The following is a 19113-nucleotide window of genomic DNA, read 5'->3' on the forward strand; positions in this document are numbered from 1 at the left end:
ACCGATCAGTCGTCGACCTCCACGCCGTACCGGACGGCCAACGCGCCCAAGCCGTCGTCGTAACCCTGTCCGACCGCACGGAGGCGCCAACCGGTCCCCCGGCGATACACCTCCGTGAGCAGCAGGGTCCGTTCCGAAGTCGCCGCATCGAGAACGGCTGTCGCGATCGATCTTTCGGAACCCGCGACCGACAGGGACACCGCACCGACGTCGCCGAACGTGTTCTCGCCGTCGACGGCGGCGGCGACCACGATGCGCTCGATGTCGTCGGGTACGAGCCCGAGGTCGAGACGCACTCCCTGCTCGCAATCGCCGTCGACCGTCAGAGCGACGGCACCATCGGAGGTTGCGGGGGCGTTGTAGAACACGAAGTCCTCGTCCTCGGACACCACTTCGTCGCGGGTGAGCAGGAACGCCACCACGTCGACCGGCAGTGTCGGACCCGACGCGTTCCATGAGGCGTCGATGGTGAATGCGGTCGTCGACGCGCCGAGGTCGATGACGGCCCCGCGTGAAAGCTGTGGCGCATCATGCGTCTCGGCCTCGCGCGGGGTCAGCGGTGCCGCGATGGGGACGTCCAGGTTCAAAGCACGGTCGACATCCTCGGCAGCGAGAACCGTCAGACCCCGCTCGACGACGCGTGGCATTCTGGGGTCCCCGTCACCGCCGTCGAGGATCAACACCGCCGAGACGCTCGCATGGAGATTGACGGCAGGCCGCGCGCCGAGCTGTACGAGACGCGAGCGCATCACGACGGCCTCACCGTGCGTACCGCCCATCACCAGGACGCGGCGGTCTGCCCACGGACCGACGACGGGCGTCGGCTTCGGTGGAGCGACGACCACCGGTGTCCGTTCCGCCTTCGGCGTTCCGGGCCGAATTGTGCTGATCAAATCGAGGATTCGCTCCTCGGAGACCACCGGGAGTCCGTGTTCACGGGCTCGACGCACCTTCACGCTGTCCGACGACGGATCCGAACTGACCACGACACTGGTGTAGCGACTGACCGAATTCATCACGTCGAGACCGGCCGCGGTGAGTTGTTCGGCGAGTCGGAGACGCGGAACACGGGTGTCGCCACTGATGACCACGCGCATGCCCTGCACCAGGCCGACCGCTGGGTCCAACGGGCCGGGGTTCCTCCACGGGCTTGGAGTGCGCGGAATGGCGTCCGGATAGATCGTCATGCGTTCTGTACAGGCGACCACGGGCAGCGGTAGATCGAGCGAGCGAGCCAATCGCGCACTGTGCGTGAAGATCTGCGCGAGCACGCGAGCGTCGTCGTACGCGTCGTGGGCCCGAGACTGCCGAATCTTCCACCGCCGCGCCAGCGTGGACAGCGTGTGATTCTCGAGATCGGGCTGCAACCGACGGGACAGGGCGAGGGTGCACAACCGGTGTTCCGTCGGCATTGTCACCTTGGCACGGAGGTGTTCACGGTGGAGGAACCCATGATCGAAACTGGCGTTGTGCGCCACCATGGTGCGGCCGGCGAGCAGGGTCATCAGGTGCGGCGCCACCTCGTCGAAACGCGGCGCTCCACGCAGACGCTCCCTCGTCAGACCGTGGATGTGGACAGGACCGGGATCGCACCCCGGGTCGATCAGGGTGGACAGTTCCTGACCAACTCTGCCGTCGTCGTCCAGCGTGATCGCTGCAACGCTGAGGACACGGTCCCGGTGTGCCTTCAGGCCGGACGTCTCGACGTCGACCACCACCCAACGATCGGCGCTGGCCGCCGGCGTTCTGAACATCACGCGACCACTCTCGCACGGAAACGGACCGAACCTTCGGGTTCGGCTGAACCTGCGTCAGTAGAACTGCTCGCTGGAACAGCGCAGTCGATTCATGCGCGATCTCGGCCGCGCTGTGGACCGCTCAGCACTTCGCGTGTCGGAGATCGGGCCGAGGCGTCAATCCTTGACCAACCCGCCGTCGACAACGAGGTTCTGACCGGTCACCGCCCGCGCCCACGGTGAGGCGAAGAACAGGACGGCGTCGGCGAACTCGGCCGGCGTCGTCACCCGGCGCAGCGGGGTGCTCTCGGCGATCATGTCGAACACGGCAGAGGGGGTGGCGGCGCTGGCGTCCGTCGTTCGGAGAAGGCCGCCGGACACCATGTTCACGGTGATGCCGTCCGGACCGAGATCAGCGGACAACGTGCGCGTGAGTGCCAGCAGGGCCGCCTTCGCAGCCGTGTAATCGTGGTACGGGACGACGGGGTTCTGCACGAGATTCGTTCCTACGGTGACGATTCGGCCGAATCCGGCCTCTCTCATACCTGCCAGCACGGCCTTGGTCGTGTTGAGCGCGCCGGCGACCGAACCCCTGAACTGCTGGTCGAACGCATCCCACTTGATGGTCTCCACCGAGGCGCGGGCATCGCCGTCGAACACGAAGTCGACGAGCGCGTTGTTGACGACGGTCGTGACCGGCGAGTCGAAATGCTCCCGTCCCGCCTCGACCATGTCGACGACGTCGTTGTCGACGGTGACGTCGGCCCGCACGGCGAACGTCCGGTCAGCCCCGAACTCGCTGACCAACGCCTGTGCCGACTCCGCGCTGCGACGGTAGTTGACGACAACGCGGGCGCCCTCGGCCAGGAACGCCCGACTGATCGACGCACCCAGGCCGCGAGCGCCACCGGTCACGAGCACCACCTGATCAGCGATCGCTGTCGCCATCTCGACATCCCTCCGCCGGCATGACCCGGTCAGGTTCGACGGGTGTGTTCTCAGCCGGCCGCCCGGCACCCCGTGTCGAGTCCATGCAACCACGGCGCGCGCGGAGAGAGCGGCGGGCTCTCCTCAGCGTTGTCGCAGCCCGTCGCCGTCGACGCACCGCGACCCGGTCGGCCGCAGCACCGCACTCATGAAGTAGTGGTTGACGGACGGGCGCATGGGTCAGCTACACCGTCGGTTGCGCCCGGGCGATGCCAGCTCCCGGACGACGTCGTCGAGCCTGTCGGCGACGACGTCTGGTTGCGCGAACGCCGGCGTCAGCACGCCCTCCTCGCGGGAACACCACCCGGTGCGCAGGCCGACTCGGCTGGCGCCGTGCAGATCCCAACCGTGCACGGCGATCATGGCCATCGACGACGCCGGCACCCCGGCCCGCTCGACGGCCAACCGGTAGGGCGCGGGCGACGGCTTCCAAGCGCGGACGTCGTCGATCGACAGGACCTGCTCCACCCGGTCGCGGATGCCGGCCCGGTCGAGGAATCCCACGGTCGACGACGCCGCGCCGTTGGACAGCGCGAACACCCGCGCCCCGCTTTCGAGCGCGGCGTCAACGGCGGGCACGGCGTCTGGGTGGGGTCGAGTCTCGGAGAAGCCGCCCAGGATCCACTCGACATCGTCGTCGGACAGCGCCCCCCGGGTGTGGCTGCGCAGCGCGGACGCAGCGACGTCGAGGAAGGGGCGGTGGTCCCCCGCCAACGTGAGAGCCATGGCGTCGCGGAGCATGTGGCGGAACCACGGGTCGAGCGAGCCGGCGGGGAGTCCGCGGGCCTGCATGCGGTCCTCCACGGGCTGGAGATCGGCGAGGGTTCCGACCACGTCGAAGACGAAGACCTCGGGTGCGGCTGGAATGGTCATACTCGCGGCTACCCGACTGCGAGCTGTTGGAAAAGCGACGGCACGCTGGCACCCGCTCAAACAGATGCCGACGCCGTTCTCCCTCGTGTGATGATGCGTCCGTGGCCGAGGTCAAGACCCAGCCGACCGATGCCAGTGTTGCCGACTTCCTTGCTGCGGCGACCCCTGCTCGCCGACGGGATGACGGCCTGCGGCTGGCCGACCTGTTCCGCGAGGTGACCGGCACCGACCCGGTCATGTGGGGACCGTCGATGGTCGGGTACGGCAGCTACCGCTACGCCTCACCGGCGAACCCGCGGACGCGTGGCATCTGGCCGCGGGTTGCGTTCTCGCCACGAAAGGCGCAGCTTTGGCTCTACGGGCTGAAGGACCTTCCCGACGGGGCTGCTCTACTCCCGTCGCTGGGTACGTACACCGAAGGAGCGGGCTGCGTGTACGTCAAGTCGCTCGACCGGATCGACCTCGACGTGTTGCGGCAGCTCGTCATGATCGCGTGGGCACGCCCGGACGATTACTGAACTCGCGATACCCAAGCCTGCGAACGCAAGCTCAACGACTCCTGTTCGAACCCGAGATACGAACCACTCACTCCATGCTTGCGTCAGCAAGCTTAAGCCTTGAATGACAGAGATCGACGCCGTACATTCCTTCCAACGCTTCCGAACGCAAGCACAGGGGGACCCATGGCGACACCCCGTCGATCGCGACGCCCGGACAACCCATCGCTCGCGCGCTCGTTCGTAGCCCGACGTCTCCAGCTCGGGTTGACTCAATCTGAGCTCGCCCTGCTGGCCGGGGTCGGCCGGTCGACCGTTCAGGCCGTGGAGGGTGGCAAGGACTCCGCCCAGATCGACGGCGTCCAAGCCATTGCCGACGCGTTGGGGTGCGACCTGGTCCTCATGACGCGCGCCGGCACGGTCGTCGACGGCCGGAACCCATGACCGCGCAGGTCGACCTCCGGCACGTTGCCAGCGCCGACGTCTACAAAGGTGGCGTTCTTGCCGGCACCTTGGCCCGATCGGGTGACGACGTCGTGTTCTCGTACGACGACGCCTACCGAGACAACCCGAAATGGACGCCGTCGCATGGACCATCCCGAAAACGATCACCCAGCTGAGTGCGGGTGCAGGCAGTGTGCCCCCGTTCTTCGCCGACCTTCTCCCCGAGGGGATTCGCCTGTCCGGCATCGTCGCCGGAATGAAAACGTCCGAGGACGATCACCTCACCATCCTCCTCGCGGTCGGTTCCGACACCATCGGCGACGTTCGGGTCGTACCGCAATCGACCGGTCTGACCACGCGGAGCGGCACCATCGACCCCAATGACCGTGTCCCCGACCTTCGCGCCCTCTTCGACAGATTGTCCGGGCCCGAGTCCGTCACCGTCGATCGAGCAAGCCTGCCGGGGGTGCAGGGCAAAGTGTCGGCTCAGATGCACACGTCCCCCGTGTCGACCACACGCGGTGCAGCGATCCTGAAACTCGCTCCTCCCAACAGATTTCCGCGTTTGGTGGAGAACGAACACTTCTTCATGGCGGTCGCCGAGACGTGCGGGTTGACCGTTCCGCGGACACTGATGATCACCGACGACCGCGGAGTCACAGGCCTGCTCGTCCAACGATTCGACCGGGACGGGGATTCCGCGCTGGCGCAGGAAGACGCATGCCAGATCAACGCCCTGTATCCCTCGGCGAAGTATCGAATGAAGAGCGAGACCGTGTTCGACTCGTTGCCGTCCATCGTCGAGCGCGGCGGCGGTTCCGCTCGGGCGGCCACGCTCGACTTACTGAGGCTGACCGTCTACTCGTACGCCATCGGAAACGGTGATCTGCACGGAAAGAACTACTCCGTTCGCCGACACCCTCGCGGGCACTGGGAAGTCGCTCCTGCCTACGACCTGCTGTGCACGCAGACTTACATGGGGTGGGACGACCCGATGGCTCTCACCTTCTACGGGCGCAACAACCGTTGGAATCGCCGGCACGTCCTGGACGGTGCGGCCCGGCACCTCATCCCGACCAAAGCAGCAGGGAGAGTTCTCGACGACGTCGTACACGGGGTCCGTGCCGCTGTGGACGGCCTCGGCGCGATCGGCTTCGACGACAAGACAGCAGCACGGATGGCCCGTGTCGTACGTCAGCGGTGCGACGACCTGAGTTCCTGACCGGACATCGCGGGCAAGGCACGATCAGGTCACTACCTAGGGGCCTTTCAGCAGCGTCGCGACCGCCGCACAGAGGTGCCGCACCTCGGCAACGGTCGGCGACAGCTCGAAAGCGTGGTGATGACACACGCTACTGAGCCGGTTCCAGGCCAGAGCGGCAGCGTCGGCACGATCCTGCGAGTCGAGCGAGCGCAGAATGACGAGCTTCGACCGCATCGTCGCGTCGGGAACTGCGAGGCCCAGTTCCGCGCACCGCGTGGACACCAGTTCCTCCAATGCCTGGCGCGCCAACACCGCCGCCAGACGGGCCGAGTGCGGCGTCGCCACGTCGCTGCTGTCGAGGAGTCGCTCGGCGTGGGCAAGAGACAGGGCCGGCTGTGTGGTCACGGGTTCAGGATTCCCTTGACCATGCTGCGCAGGTCCCTGACCGCCATGTCATCCACGACGACGTCTGTGCCATGTGTTCCTGCGTTCGCGATGCGCAACGTGGGGTGACGCTCCGTCCGCCACGACAGCCACCCACTGAGGTCACGCTCAGCGTCCCCGTGTGCGGCCAAGGCGAGACGCTTACGGGTCGAGCCGGCCTGGCTCCACTGCTTCTCGGTCTCCACGCGGCCCGCGCCGGTCCTGTACTGCTCCGCGTAGAACACCTGTTGCGCAGCCGATTCCAAGGCCAACCGGAAGAGCCCGGGACAGGCACGACGCTTGACGACATCCGGCACCTTCTCGTCTCGAACCAGAGCGAACACGTCGTCGACGTAGCGCGTCGAGGGGTTCGACGCCTCGCTCACTGTGACCGCCGAACCCGTAGCTCTGGTCACTTCGATCAGGCGGGCGTCGACGGCGAGTTGCCGAATCGCCGTCGCCAACCGGTCGTCGTGCGAGAAGACCACGACCTGCCTCGTCGCGGCGAGCCTCGACAGCACCCGGACGAACCCGTCGACCTTCGCCGGGTCCATGGCCTGGATGGGGTCGTCGAGCACGATGAAGCGGAACGGACTGGTGGGCGTGGTCGCCCGCGGAATGAACAGGGCGAGCGCCAGAGCATGCAGTTCACCCTGACTCATCACGGCCAGCGCCTCGGACGGCGTGCCGTCGACCGAGCCGGTGAGCACGGCTTTTCGGCGGGTGTTGCTGCCCTGCAGGCTGATCGATCCGATGTCGACGTTGCTCTCCTGGCGCAGCACGGACCAGATCTCGCGCGCTTGCGCTGCGATGGGTTCGAGGCGTCGATTGCGCAACTCCGCGGCGTGGGAGGTGATCCACTTCTTCGCGGCGTCGAGGTTGTCCACGTCGGCGTCCCGCGTCCGGGCGTCGGCTTCGAGCGTGACCCACGCCCCGATACGACCGGCGACCGGAGCCCACTGGTCCTCACGTGCGATCAGAGCCGCAGCCGCGGCGGCGCGCACCGCGTGACCCGCCTCCACCACAGCCGGCACGGTCGACCTGAGGTGACTCGGAAGTTCTGCGGCGTCCGTCGGCACGGCGCGCGCTGCACCGACCGCGGCTCGATACGCATTCACCACGACCGGGTCGAGCCCGTCGTCCACCACGTCGACGAGCTGGTCGATCAGAGCGCGAGCCGACCGACGGGCGTCGTCGAGGTCTCGTCGGCGCCGTTGGTAGTCGGCCATCGCCTCGTTCTCGTCGGACAACGCGGTCCGCGTGCGCACTGCCCAGGCCTGGTCGAGTTCCCCGACACCACACACCGGGCAGGGACCGTCGCCGGATTCGTCGTGCAGCGCGAGCGCGGCCTCGACGACGTCGAGACGCCGTGCGACGGCAGCCGACAGGTCGTCGGCACCGTCGACGGCGGCAGTGACGGCCGCCTGCAGCATCGTCGCGACCGACTCCGCTTGCGCCGACTCGGGGACGGACAGCTCCGCCATCGCCCGAAGACCCGAAAGCGATTGTGCCCCGGCGTTGTCGGAACCGCTGGCCAGGGCGAGCAGCGCGTCGAGGTCCGGGGCTCGCTTCTTCAGCAGGGTGGCCGCCGACCGGGCGCGATCGTCGTCGATGTCCGCGACCAGCGCCCTGAGTTCACGCAGGCCGGCGGACGCCTCGGACCGTGGCACCTTCGCCGCCTTGAGTGCTGCGGCGAGGCGCTTCTCGGCGTCCGTGATCTCCTCGAGGCCGAGGAGGGTGGCCAGCGCGTCGTACAACGCGGAGGGGCTGTCCTCGACCAAGCCCCCGATCTCGTCGTAGGACAGGATGGGCCGGTGCAGTTCGACCGCGGCGTTCCACCCGAGGCCGTCGGTTCCGCTGCGCCGCTTGCTTTTTCCCTGCTGCGTCCAGGTGACCGAATCGATGAGCTGCGCGTCGTCGGCCCAGTCCACCCCGACGACGGTGGGCTCGGCCCCCTCGACGGTGAGACCGACCCGAACTTCGCACGGGGTTGCCTGGTGCAAGTTCCGCCAGGAATCCCGCCACAGCTTGGCCTTGTTCTCCCAGCGATAGCTCTTCCCCGTGACGGCGTACTCGAGCGCTTCGGCGAAGCTGGACTTCCCGGAGCCGTTGCGCCCGCTGACGACCGTGATTCCCGGCGCCGGATGCAGGTTCAAGACGGCTTTCGGCCCGATCCCACGGAAACCCGCGACACTGATCGAGGTCAGGAAGGCCCCCACCGGCTCCGCTGTCTCGACGTCCGACGGGGTTCTCGGTTGCGGCATGGATGTTCCGTCGAGAAGCCCGGTCAGGGCGTCGTCGCCATCCAGGGCCGCCATCACCAGATACTTGGCAGCGTCCGCCAGATCGGTGTCGGCGTCGATGGCCTTGAGCACATCGTCCGTCAACGGCCTGTCCACCACGGGTTCGGTCACCGACACCCCTCCACAATCCGGTTCGAGTTCCGGACCACCGTGACACAGAGGTGCGACAGGCACAGCGATTCCGGCCCGACGGGCTGAGGCCCTACCTCCTCGCCGGCGCCGTCACCCCACGCTGGTCGAGGATCGGCCGCACCCCCTCCGCGAAGTGGTACGCCTCTTCGAGGTGGGGGTAGCCGGACAGGATGAACTCGTCGAACCCGGCGTCGTGGTACTCGCCGATGAGGTTCGCGACCTCCTCGTGCGAACCCACCAGCGCGGTCCCCGCCCCGCCGCGGATGAGGCCGACCCCCGCCCACAGGTTCGGGTAGATCTCGAGCGAGTCCTTGCTGCCGCCGTGCAGGGCGGCCATGCGACGTTGCCCCTCGGACTGCGACGACGCGTGCAGCTGGTGAGCCTTGTCGACGGCGTCGTCGGGCAGCTCGTCAAGCAGACGCTGCGCGACGGCCCACGCCTCCTCGGAGGTGTCGCGGCTGATGGTGTGCAGCCGAATGCCGTAGGTGAGCTTGCGACCCTCGGCGTCGGCGAGGGCACGCACCCGCTCGATCTTCGCCTTCGCGGCGGCGGGCGGCTCGCCCCACGTCAGGTAGGTCTGCACCCGCTTGGCGGCGACGGTCAGGGCGGGGTCCGACGACCCGCCGAACCAGAACTCCGGCAACGGATCCGGCGCCTCGGACACCCGCGCGTCCTCGACGCGGTAGAACTCGCCGTCGTGGTCGACGGACTCCTCCGTCCAGATGCGGTGCACGCGGTCGAGGAACTCGTCGGTGCGGGCGTAGCGACGGTCGTGGTCCACCCAGTCGCCGAACCGCCGCTGCTCCGCGTCGTCACCACCGGTGACGATGTTGAACAGCACCCGCCCCTCCGAAAAGCGTTGCAGCGTCGCGGCTTGCTGCGCGGCGAGCGTCGGCGGAGTCAGGCCCGGGCGGAACGCGACGAGAAACTTCAGCCGTCGCGTCGCCTGCAGCAGCGCCGCCGTCGTGAGCCACGCGTCCTCGCACCAGGTGCCCGTCGGCGTCAGCACCCCCTCGTAGTCGAGGCGGTCGGCCGCCTGCGCCACCTCGGTGAGGTAGCGGAGCGAGGGCCGTCGGAATCCGGCCGGCTCGACGCGATGGGACGACGCATGCGACGCCCCGACGATCGAGCGGCCGTCACCGGCGGTGGGAAGGAACCAGAAGATGCGTGCGGTCACGAGTGAGAACTCCTGCGATCAGTTGGAGGTGGTCGCCTGAGCGACCGCGTCTTTGTAGCGGGTGTCGACGAAGTCCGCGAACCGGTTGCCACCCGGGATGGCGCCACCGTCGACGAACGCGTCGTACAAGGTCTGCTCGGACTCGACCACGCTGTCGTCGAGTGCGATGGCGGGACGCTGGCTGCGGCCCTGCGCCAGTTCGCCGGCCTTCGGGTCGATGCCGACGGCCGCGGAGTAGGCCGCAGCCCACTCGGCCGGGTTGGCGTCGGCCCACGCCGATGCCTTGGCGAGGCGAACGACGAGGTCCTGCAACGCCGTATTGGTCGCGGCGTCGTCCAGCGCCTGCTGGGAGGCGATGCCGAAGCCGTAGCCGTTGGCGACGCCCTCGGCGGTGGTCAGAGTCTTGGATCCGTTCTGCACCTGCGCGAGCGCGGTGTAGGGGTCCCAGATGGCCTATGCGTCGACGTCCCCGGACGAGAACGCCGTCGATGCGTCGGCCGGCTGCAGGAAGACGAGCTGCACGTCGTCCAGGGTCAGACCGGCCTTCTGCAGCTGCAGCAGGACGTGGCCGTGGGCGGACGAGCCCTTGCCGACGGCGATCTTCTTGCCCTTCAGATCTGCGAACGTCGTCGCGGTCGAGGTGGGCGGCACCAGAATTTGATCGCCGCTGGCGTCGTTGGTGTAGGCCGAGACGACCTTGATGCGGGCATTCGCGGCCACGCCGAACACAGGCGGCGTGTTGCCGGTGACGGCGAAGTCGATCTGCCCGGCGGTGGCCGCTTCGACCTGCGGAGGGCCGGACGTGAAGGTGGAGAACTTGACGGCGTAGGGCGTCCCCTCCAACTCACCGGACGCACGCAGCAGCGCCTCCGTACCGCCCTTCTGGTCGCCGACATCGAGTGTGACGGTGGAGAGTTGGTCGTTCGAGACCAGGGCGGGCGCGTCCGACGACGCGGTGGCGCTTTCCCGCGAAACGCACCCGGCGAGACCGGCCACGCTCAGGGCCAGAACCGCGACGGCAGCGACTGTCCGCGTGGAACGCGCACGGAGGGACGACGACATGGAGAGGGCTACTTTCGGAATCGGTGAACAGGAACGATCAGTGCACGCCGAGCGCACCGAGGAGGCGGCTGCGGATGCGGGAGAACGCGGCGGTCCCGCGGTCGCGGGGACGATCGAGCGAGACGGGGACGGAGTCGATGACGGCGCCGTCCTCGAGGACGAGCACGCGGTCGGCGAGCGCGACGGCTTCGTCGACGTCGTGCGTCACCAGCAGAATGCCGAAGCGGTGTCGAGACCACAGGTCGAGCAGCAGGGACTGCATCGACAACCGAGTCAACGCATCGAGGGCGCCGAACGGCTCGTCTAGCAGGAGCAGTTCGGGCTCGCCGACGAGAGCGCGGGCCAACGCGGCGCGCTGCGCCTGCCCGCCGGACAGGGTGAGCGGCCAGGCGTTCAGCTTGTCCCCGAGTCCGACCTCGGCGAGGGTGGCGTCGGCAGCGGCCAACGCCGGCTCCCCCGTCACCCCGGCGGTGTTCAGACCGTAGGAGACGTTCCGGCGCAGACTCTTCCACGGGAACAGTCGCGGTTCCTGAAAGGCGACGGCAGGATGACCGGTGACGTCGCGTCGACCGGTGTGGTCGGTGGACAGTCCGGCGAGCACCCGCAGGATCGTCGACTTGCCGGAGCCCGATCGGCCCACCAGCGCGACGATCTCGCCGCGACCGACCTCGAGGTCCACCGAGCGCAGCACGTGAGAGTCGCCGTACCACTTGTCGATTCCGGCCAGCGTCGCCACGGACGTGGTGATCGTCATGCTCATGCCTCCGACCGGTAGCGCAGCGAGCGCTTCTCGAGGATGCGGACGATGCCGTCCGTCGCGATACCCATCAGCGCGTAGACCACGAGACCGAAGATGATGACGTCGATACGCAGGAAGTCGCGGGCGTTGTTGATGATGTACCCGAGTCCGGACTCGGCGTTGATCTGCTCGGCGACGATGAGCGAGAGCCACGCGATCGCGAGGGACTGACGTAGGCCGACCAGCAACTGCGGGGCGATGCTCGGCGCGATGATGACGGTGAACCGCTGCCACCACGAGAAGCCCAGCACCACAGCGGTGTCGAGGAACTTGCGGTCGATCTGCCGGATTGCCGAGAACGTGTTGAGGTACAGCGGGAACGCCACACCGAGGGCGACGAGCAGGATCTTGGGTGTCTCCCCGATGCCGAACCACAGGATGAACAGCGGGATGAGTCCGAGGTGCGGCAGCGCGCGCAGCATCTGCAGCGGCGGGTCGACGGTGGCCTCCGCGAACCGGGAGAGCCCGACAATCGTGCCGAGCAGGACACCGATCACCCCACCGAGCAGAAGTCCCTGCACCACAAGGTTTCGGAGACGGCCAGTGCCTGACCCAGCTCGCCGCTGGTGGTCAACTGCCAGCCGGCGTCGAGAATGAGCGACGGCGCCGGCAGCACCCGCTCGGACAGCACCCCGGCGGCGCTCGCCACCTGCCAGAGCAGCAGGATCGCCACCGGCGACAGCGCACGCAGCACGGTCCACCGGCGGCGCTGCCACCAGGACGGTGCGCGGGTCGGTTCCGACGCCGCGGTCCCGCGTACGGTTCCGGTGGGAACCGCGTAGGACGTGACAACCATGGGGCGTGCCTTCCGATCGACCGAACACCGACACCGGTGACGATCGGCGCACTAGGGACGAAAGACCACAGTTGCGATCGCGGTGAATCCATCTCGGCCGGATCGGGGCGTGCCGAGGCGCACACAGGTTCACCGGATCGGCGGGATCCCGTGGATCGGGGGGTCGAGTGTGCAGCCAGGCAGGGGAACGGGCCTCAGCGCATCGACCGCCCGGCGGACCCGAGCATCTGCGTCGCCTCCACGACCCGTGCGGCCATGGCGTGCTCTGCGTGCTTGCCCCAGGAGCGGGGGTCGTAGGCCTTCTTGTTGCCGTAGGCGCCGTCGACCTTCAGCACCTGGTCGTACTTGCTCAGCATGTGGCCGGCGATGGACCGCGTGAAGGCGTACTGGGTGTCGGTGTCGATGTTCATCTTCACGACGCCGGCCCGCACGGCCGCCGCGATGTCCTCGGCCGACGATCCGGACCCACCGTGGAACACCAGGTCGAACGGCTTGTCCCGGCCGGTTTCACCGCCGACGACGGTCTGGATCTCGTCGAGCAACTCGGGCCGCAGGTGCACCGACTCCGGGTTGTAGACGCCGTGCACGTTGCCGAACGTCAGCGCGGTCAGGTACCGACCTCGCTCCCCCGCCCCCAGCGCGGCGACGGTGGCGCGGGCGTCGTCGACGGTGGAGTACAGCTTCTCGTCGATTTCGTGGCTCACCCCGTCCTCCTCGCCACCGATGACGCCGACCTCGATCTCGAGCAGGGTGTTCGCCTCGACCGAGCGGTCCAGCAATTCCCGTGCGATGGAGAGGTTCTCGTCGAGCGGCACGGCGGACCCGTCCCACATGTGCGACTGGTACAGCGGGTCGAGGCCGCGACTGCGTCGCTCGACGGAGTCGGCGAGGAGCGGGCGCACCCAGTCGTCGAGGTTCTCGGCGGGGCAATGGTCGGTGTGCAGCGCCACGGTCACCGGATAGTGCGCCGCCACCTCGTGGGCGTAGAGCGCCAACGCCTTCGACCCGGCGAACCGGTTCTGCACGCGGTTGCCCGACAGGTAGAGCGCCGTCCCCACCGAGACCTGGATGATGCCGTCGCTCTCCGCGTCGGCGAAGCCCTGCAGCGCCGCATTCAGCGTCTGCGAGCTGGTGACGTTGATGGACGGGTACGCGAACCCGTTCTCCTTGGCGCGGTCGAGCATGGCGACGTACTGGTCCGGTGTCGCGATCGGCATGGTGAATCCTGTTCTGGTCGAAAGTGAGTCAGCACCCGCACGAGTTGCGGTGATGAAAGCTGGTGGGCACCTGCACGCGGCGCGCCGGCCCGCCGTACCCGTCGATCCGTTCGAGCAGCATGTCCACGGCGGCGCGGCCCATGGTGCCGACGTCCTGCCCCGCGGCGGTCAGGCGCGGCTCGAACAGGTCCGACCATTCGAAGTCGTCGTAGCTGACCAGCGCGACGTCGGACGGGATGTCGAGTCCCAGTGCCCGTGCGGCTTTCACGGTGCCGATGGTCATCGAGTTGTTGAGGCTGACGATCGCGGTGGGCCGATCGGGCGCGGACAACAGCTCGCGCACAGCCTGTTCCGCGGCGTCGACCCGGGAATGCCCGTCGAGCACGTAGCGAGGATCGACGTCGACCCCACGATCGGCCATCGCGCGGAGGAACCCGTCGGCCCGCTCGGTGGAGGAGGTGATGCCGGCCAGACCGCGCACCACCGCGATACGGCGGTGACCGAGATCGAGCAGGTGATCGGTCAGCCGTGCGGCGGACTCGACGTTCTCGGGAGCGACCTGGTCACAGGGAATCTCGACGCCACGGTCGATGAGGACGAACGGCGTTCCGTTGGCCTGGATCGTCGGAATGGTCTTCCGTTCCGCGTCGGCCGACGGTGCGACGATGATCCCGTCGACCTGTCGGTCGAGCAGCGAGTCCACGACGCGTCGTTCCGCCGCCGGGTCGTCGTGCGAATCCCCCAGGAACATCACCAGTCCGGCGGCCGAGAGACGCTCCTCGATCGCGTGGACCAGGCTGCCGAAGTACGGGTTGGTGAGTGCGGAGATCGACAGGCCGATGGTGTGCGTGCGCCCCGCCGCGAGAGACCGCGCGACGACGTTGCGACGGTAGCCGGTCTGGGCGATCGCGGACTCGACGCGTTCGCGCGTGGTCGCGTTGACCTTGCGAGTCTCGTTGAGCACGTGCGACACCGTCGACACCGACACCCCGGCGAGGCGCGCGACGTCGCCCATGGTGGCCATGTCAGGCCGCCCCGGTCGACGTCGAGTTCGCGGCGATCATGGCAAGCGCAGAACGCGATCGGCGTGCACCGCGGTGGAGGTGATGAGCTCGGCGTTGCGCTCGTCGGACCCGAGCGTCCAGAACGACGCCTCCTGTGGCGTCTTGCCGTAGGACAGATGACGACGGAGGAGGCGATCGTGCCGAATATCGGTGTCCGGGGCGAGGAACCAGACCTCGTCGACGTGACGACGGGCGCGCGGCCACGCGTCGACGTCGAGGAGAAGGTAGTTGCCTTCGGTGACCACCAGGGGCACGTCGCCGCGCACCGGCACGGCCGAGCCGATGGACTCCTCGAGGTCCCGGTCGAAGCGCGGCGCGTAGACCAGCGGTGCGTCCGTCGGCTGCGCGCGGAGGGTCTCGATCAACCGGGCGTAGCCGTCGTCGTCGAACGTGTCGTGGGCGCCCTTGCGGTCCCGACGCCCGAGGTCGATCAGCACCTCGTTGGCCAGATGGAAGCCGTCCATGGGGACGAGGACGGCGCGGTCGGGACCGAGGGCCGCCACGAGTTCGGCGGCCACCGTGGACTTGCCCGCGCCCGGTGCACCTGTGAGGCCGAGGATGCGGCGCTGCCCCGGCACCGCCAGCGCACTCGCCCACGCGACGAGCTCGTCGAACGAGGCGTCCTGCACGTCCTGGCCGCTCATGACGGTCACCGCTTTCGAATGTCGAGGGAGGGAACGTGCTCGATCCAGGACCGCGGTCCCACCACCGAGCACCGTAGAGCAGCCACGCGCGCCGAGCGCGCGAGACGGTCGGTGAGGTTGCTCTCACCGTCCGTCGAGAACCAGGCGTACGCACCGTGGAAGACGTCGCCCGCACCGAGCGTGTCGACGGCGGTGACGGCAGGCACGTCGACCGACCCGGATTCCGTCCCCACCCGCCACCGGATGGGGTCGCCGCCGTGGGTGGTGACGACCGTCGGGACGCCGTCGTCGATCAGCGACGATGCGGTCGAGTCGGAGTCGTCGGCACCGGGGGTACGAAAGTCGGCCGAACACACCATGTCCGACGCCCACGGGACGAGGTCCGCCATGACCGGCTTCCACCGTCCGGCGTCGACGACGACGCGAACACCGTTCCGCGACGCCGATTCGGCGGCGGCGCGGGCGATGCGGGGATGGTGGCCGTCGACGAGGACGACGTCGGCACCCGCGAGGACACCGTCGAGATCCGCCGGCGGCGTCGCCTCGGACGCCACTGCGTCGAGCGACACGACGGACCGATCCCCCGTCGTCTCGACCACGGACACCGCCGAGACGGGCACGGGTCGCACCGTGCCCGCCGCGGCGTCGTGCACCTCGACCCCGTGGCGCGCCAGGTCGGCACGCACCAGGTCGGCCACCGGCTCGTCGCCGAGCGCCGTGACGAGCACGGCGTGCCCACCCAGCGCGGCGAACGTGACTGCCGCGTTGGCAGCCGGTCCACCGGCCGCGACGAACTGCGCACTCGACGTGATCTTCTGGTTCACCGCGGGCGGTGCCGCGATGCGATGGATCACGTCGAGCGTCGCGAGCCCGACGAAAACGCCGCGGGGAGGTGTCACTACAGGCCGGCGCGTTCCGAGTCGGTGGGTTCGGTGGCACCGGTCATGAGTGCCACCACCTCGGACATGCTGCGCTGCGTCGGATCCACCACGCCGGCGCGCTTGCCGAGGCGGTGGATGTGGATGCGATCGGCCACCTCGAACACGTGCGGCATGTCGTGGCTGATGAGCACCACGGGGATGCCGCGGTCGCGGATCGACCGGATCAGGTCGATGACCATCCCCGACTCCCGCACGCCGAGGGCCGCCGTCGGCTCGTCCATGATGATGACGCCGCGGCCGAACGCCGCCGCTCGTGCCACCGCCACACCCTGACGCTGGCCACCCGAGAGGGTCTCCACCGCCTGGTTCACCGACTTGATGCCGATCTTCAGATCAGCCAGATGCTGCGACGCCTCCTGCCGCATCCGCGGCATGTCGAGACGACGGAACACACTGCCCATGACACCTCTTCGCTTGATCTCGCGTCCGAGGTACAGGTTGGATGCGATGTCGAGCGCAGGGATGACGGCGAGGTCCTGGTACACGGTTTCGATACCGGCGGCCCGCGCGTCACGCGTGTTCTTGAACGACTGCACCGCGCCGTTCATGAGGATCTCGCCCGAGTCCGGGATCACCGCACCGGCGAGAGCCTTGATGAGACTGGACTTTCCGGCACCGTTGTCGCCGATGACGGCCAGGACCTCGCCGGCACGGAGCTCGAAGTCCGCACCGTTGATGGCGGTGACGTTGCCGTACCGCTTGACGAGGCCGCGCGCCTCGAGGACGGGCGCGCCCGCCGCTGTGCTCCCGGACGCGTTGCCGGGGTTCTCCACCGTCGTCACTGAGACCTCCTGCGGGCGAACTGATCCACGGCCACCGCGACGATCACGAGGATGCCGGTGGCGATGTTCTGGTAGAGGCTGTCGACGCCGGCCTGGGTGAGACCGTTGCGCAGCACACCGACGATCAGGGTGCCGACCAGCGTGCCGATGACGCCGCCGCGACCACCGAAGAGGCTGGTCCCGCCGATGACGACCGCGGTGATCGTCTCGAGGTTGGCGTTCTGGTACGCGTTCGGATCGGCATTCGGGATGCGTCCCAACGCCGCCCACGCGGCGATGGCCGCGATGACGCCGGTGACGATGTAGACGGAGAACAGCACGCGCCCGGACTTGATACCGGAGAGGTTGGACGCCTGCGGGTTACCGCCCACCGCGTAGATGTGCTTGCCCCACGAGGTCTGGGACAGGGCGTACCACATCACCAGGTAGACCAGCAGCATCGCGACCACGCCGTACGTCGTCGAGAAGGAGCCGATCTTGAACGAGGTGCCGAGGAACGTCAGCGGGCCCTGCTCCACCCGGTAGGTCTCCGACCCCGCGAGCAGGCGGGTCGCCGCCTGGATCGCGGTGAAGGTACCGAGCGTGACGATGAACGGCGGTAGCCGCAGCACCGTCACCAGACCACCGTTGATCGCGCCGAACGCGAGGCACACGGCCAGCGTCGACCCGAGCGCGACCATCGGCCCGTTCGCCCCCGCCGTCTGCGCCATCACGATGGTGCCGAAGACGGCGACCGCACCGATCGACAGATCGATGCCGGACGTCAGGATGATCAATGTCTGTCCGACGGCGAGGATTCCGACGACGACCGACTGCTGCAGGATCAGCGAGACGTTCTGCGGGTTGAGGAACGAGTCCGAAATCGCGCTGAACACGATGACGGCCAGTACCAGGGCCACCATGGGGCCGAGGAGCGGTTCACGGAGGATGTTGCCCACCGTGAACCGGCTCGACACCGGTGGCTTCTCCGTCGCCGGGGCAGCGGCGGTGTTGGCGGTGCTCATGTGACCGATCAGCCCCAGCAGTTCTCTTCGCCCCAGGCGGTGTCCTGGGACTCGAGGCCGGAGACGGGCTTGTCGGTGATGAGGACCGAACCGGTGTCGTTGAAGCCGCTGGGCTTGGTGCCGTCCTGCGCGAACTTCACGACGGCCTGCACGCCCTGCTCGGCCATCTTGGCCGGGAACTGCATGACGGTGGCGCCGATCTTGCCGGCCTTGACGTCGGCGACGCCGGTGCAGCTGCCGTCGATGGATCCGATGGTGACCTGGTCGGCCTTACCGGCGGCCTGGATGGCCTGGTAGGCGCCGGCCGCGGCGGGCTCGTTGATCGTGTAGAGCGCGTTGGTCTGCGGTGCGCGCTGGATCAGATTCTCCATGGCGGTCTGCGCCTTGGTCTGATCGCCGTTGGTGTTCTCCTGGCCGACGATCTGCGGCGCGCCTTCGGCGAGGCCCATGCCCTCGAGGAAGCCCTCGTGGCGGAAGGAGTCCACGGTGCCGCCGGCGGTGCCGTCGAGCATGACCAGCTGCGGAGCGGTGCTGCCCAGGGCCGCCTTGACCCACTGACCCTGGCTGACGCCGGCCGCGCGGTTGTCGGTGGCGAAGGTGGCGTCGACCGCGTCCTCGGGGTCGGTCGCGGTGTCGAGCGCGATCACGACGACGCCCGCATCACGCGCGTTCTGGATGGCGTCGAGCACGCCGGTGGACGAGTTCGGCGTGATGAGAATGCCTTTCACGCCCTGGCCGACCATGTTCTCGATCGCGGAGACCTGGCCTTCGTTGTCGCCGTCGAACGCGCCGGCGAGCGCGACGAGCTCGGCGCCGTCCTTGTCGGCCTGCGCCTGAGCGGCCTCGCGCAGCTTGACGAAGTACGGGTTGGAATCGGTCTTGGTGATCAGACCGACCTTGACGCTGTCCGAGTCGGAGCTGCTGCAGGCCGTGAGGCCGAGCGCCAACGAACCGGCCATCAGTACCGCGCCCACGGTGAGCGTGGTCCTGCTGCGAGTTTCGAACATGTGGACTCCCTTGTCCGACGG

At 68.3% G+C, this 19113-nt stretch carries 17 protein-coding genes, 2 pseudogenes and 1 riboswitch; of the genes and pseudogenes, 3 read left to right on the forward strand and 16 right to left on the reverse strand.

Annotated elements, in window-relative coordinates:
* Positions 1-5: 5 nt before the first annotated feature.
* From HQ603_RS07275 to HQ603_RS07285, 3 genes are all read right to left on the reverse strand, one after another.
* A complete protein-coding gene (locus HQ603_RS07275; protein WP_222683982.1) occupies positions 6-1754 on the reverse strand; it encodes a TerD family protein in 1749 nt (582 codons plus the stop codon).
* Positions 1755-1913: 159 nt separating this feature from the next.
* Positions 1914-2684, reverse strand: coding sequence for a 3-oxoacyl-ACP reductase (locus HQ603_RS07280; RefSeq protein WP_222683873.1), 771 nt, complete (start codon positions 2682-2684; stop codon positions 1914-1916).
* Positions 2675-2767, reverse strand: a riboswitch (TPP riboswitch). (Overlaps the previous gene by 10 nt.)
* Before the next feature lie 136 nt (positions 2768-2903).
* Positions 2904-3596, reverse strand: a complete 693-nt coding sequence (locus HQ603_RS07285; protein ID WP_222683874.1) for a haloacid dehalogenase type II — start codon at positions 3594-3596, stop codon at positions 2904-2906.
* A gap of 101 nt (positions 3597-3697) precedes the next feature.
* Here HQ603_RS07285 and HQ603_RS07290 point away from each other — a divergent pair, with 101 nt between their 5' ends.
* The 3 genes from HQ603_RS07290 to HQ603_RS07300 all read left to right on the forward strand — a co-directional run bounded on the left by HQ603_RS07290 (position 3698) and on the right by HQ603_RS07300 (position 5759).
* Positions 3698-4114, forward strand: a complete 417-nt coding sequence (locus tag HQ603_RS07290; protein ID WP_222683875.1) for a DUF1801 domain-containing protein — start codon at positions 3698-3700, stop codon at positions 4112-4114.
* 165 nt (positions 4115-4279) lie between these two features.
* Complete coding sequence (locus tag HQ603_RS07295) at positions 4280-4537, forward strand: helix-turn-helix domain-containing protein (protein ID WP_222683876.1); 258 nt, start codon at positions 4280-4282, stop codon at positions 4535-4537.
* 130 nt (positions 4538-4667) lie between these two features.
* A complete protein-coding gene (locus HQ603_RS07300) occupies positions 4668-5759 on the forward strand; it encodes a type II toxin-antitoxin system HipA family toxin (protein WP_261773502.1) in 1092 nt (363 codons plus the stop codon).
* A 36-nt stretch (positions 5760-5795) separates the two neighbouring features.
* Here the strand turns inward: HQ603_RS07300 and HQ603_RS07305 are convergent, their stop codons facing one another.
* The 13 genes and pseudogenes from HQ603_RS07305 to HQ603_RS07365 form a co-directional block, all read right to left on the reverse strand.
* Positions 5796-6146: a hypothetical protein gene (locus HQ603_RS07305; protein ID WP_308126399.1), complete on the reverse strand. Its 351-nt coding sequence runs from the start codon at positions 6144-6146 to the stop codon at positions 5796-5798.
* The gene (locus HQ603_RS07310; RefSeq protein ID WP_222683877.1) at positions 6143-8578 is read right to left on the reverse strand and encodes an AAA family ATPase; all 2436 of its coding nucleotides are present in this window, start codon (positions 8576-8578) and stop codon (positions 6143-6145) included. The genes HQ603_RS07305 and HQ603_RS07310 overlap by 4 nt, the downstream gene beginning before the upstream one ends.
* A 91-nt stretch (positions 8579-8669) precedes the next feature.
* Positions 8670-9776 (reverse strand): LLM class flavin-dependent oxidoreductase, encoded by a 1107-nt coding sequence (locus tag HQ603_RS07315; protein WP_222683878.1) that lies wholly within the window; start codon positions 9774-9776, stop codon positions 8670-8672.
* 18 nt (positions 9777-9794) lie between these two features.
* Positions 9795-10838: pseudogene (locus tag HQ603_RS07320) on the reverse strand (ABC transporter substrate-binding protein).
* Positions 10839-10875: 37 nt separating this feature from the next.
* Complete coding sequence (locus HQ603_RS07325) at positions 10876-11592, reverse strand: ABC transporter ATP-binding protein (protein WP_222683984.1); 717 nt, start codon at positions 11590-11592, stop codon at positions 10876-10878.
* Positions 11593-11594: 2 nt separating this feature from the next.
* Positions 11595-12433: pseudogene (locus HQ603_RS07330) on the reverse strand (ABC transporter permease).
* A gap of 194 nt (positions 12434-12627) precedes the next feature.
* Positions 12628-13650, reverse strand: coding sequence for a class II fructose-bisphosphate aldolase (gene fbaA, locus HQ603_RS07335; RefSeq protein WP_222683879.1), 1023 nt, complete (start codon positions 13648-13650; stop codon positions 12628-12630).
* A 28-nt stretch (positions 13651-13678) separates the two neighbouring features.
* Positions 13679-14674 carry a LacI family DNA-binding transcriptional regulator gene (locus HQ603_RS07340; protein ID WP_222683880.1) on the reverse strand — a complete coding sequence of 332 codons (996 nt, stop codon included), beginning with the start codon at positions 14672-14674 and terminating at the stop codon, positions 13679-13681.
* A gap of 36 nt (positions 14675-14710) precedes the next feature.
* Positions 14711-15358 carry a nucleoside/nucleotide kinase family protein gene (locus HQ603_RS07345; RefSeq protein WP_222683881.1) on the reverse strand — a complete coding sequence of 216 codons (648 nt, stop codon included), beginning with the start codon at positions 15356-15358 and terminating at the stop codon, positions 14711-14713.
* 5 nt (positions 15359-15363) lie between these two features.
* Positions 15364-16212, reverse strand: coding sequence for a PfkB family carbohydrate kinase (locus HQ603_RS07350; RefSeq protein WP_308126400.1), 849 nt, complete (start codon positions 16210-16212; stop codon positions 15364-15366).
* A gap of 44 nt (positions 16213-16256) precedes the next feature.
* Positions 16257-17081: an ATP-binding cassette domain-containing protein gene (locus HQ603_RS07355; RefSeq protein WP_371831017.1), complete on the reverse strand. Its 825-nt coding sequence runs from the start codon at positions 17079-17081 to the stop codon at positions 16257-16259.
* On the reverse strand, positions 17078-18085 hold the full coding sequence (locus HQ603_RS07360) for an ABC transporter permease (protein ID WP_068147627.1): 1008 nt from the start codon (positions 18083-18085) through the stop codon (positions 17078-17080). The genes HQ603_RS07355 and HQ603_RS07360 overlap by 4 nt, the downstream gene beginning before the upstream one ends.
* Positions 18086-18093: 8 nt before the next feature.
* The gene (locus tag HQ603_RS07365; protein WP_222683883.1) at positions 18094-19092 is read right to left on the reverse strand and encodes a substrate-binding domain-containing protein; all 999 of its coding nucleotides are present in this window, start codon (positions 19090-19092) and stop codon (positions 18094-18096) included.
* Positions 19093-19113: the final 21 nt, after the last annotated feature.

It is taken from the genome of Rhodococcoides corynebacterioides, assembly GCF_019834675.1.
Lineage (GTDB): Bacteria > Actinomycetota > Actinomycetes > Mycobacteriales > Mycobacteriaceae > Rhodococcoides > Rhodococcoides corynebacterioides_A.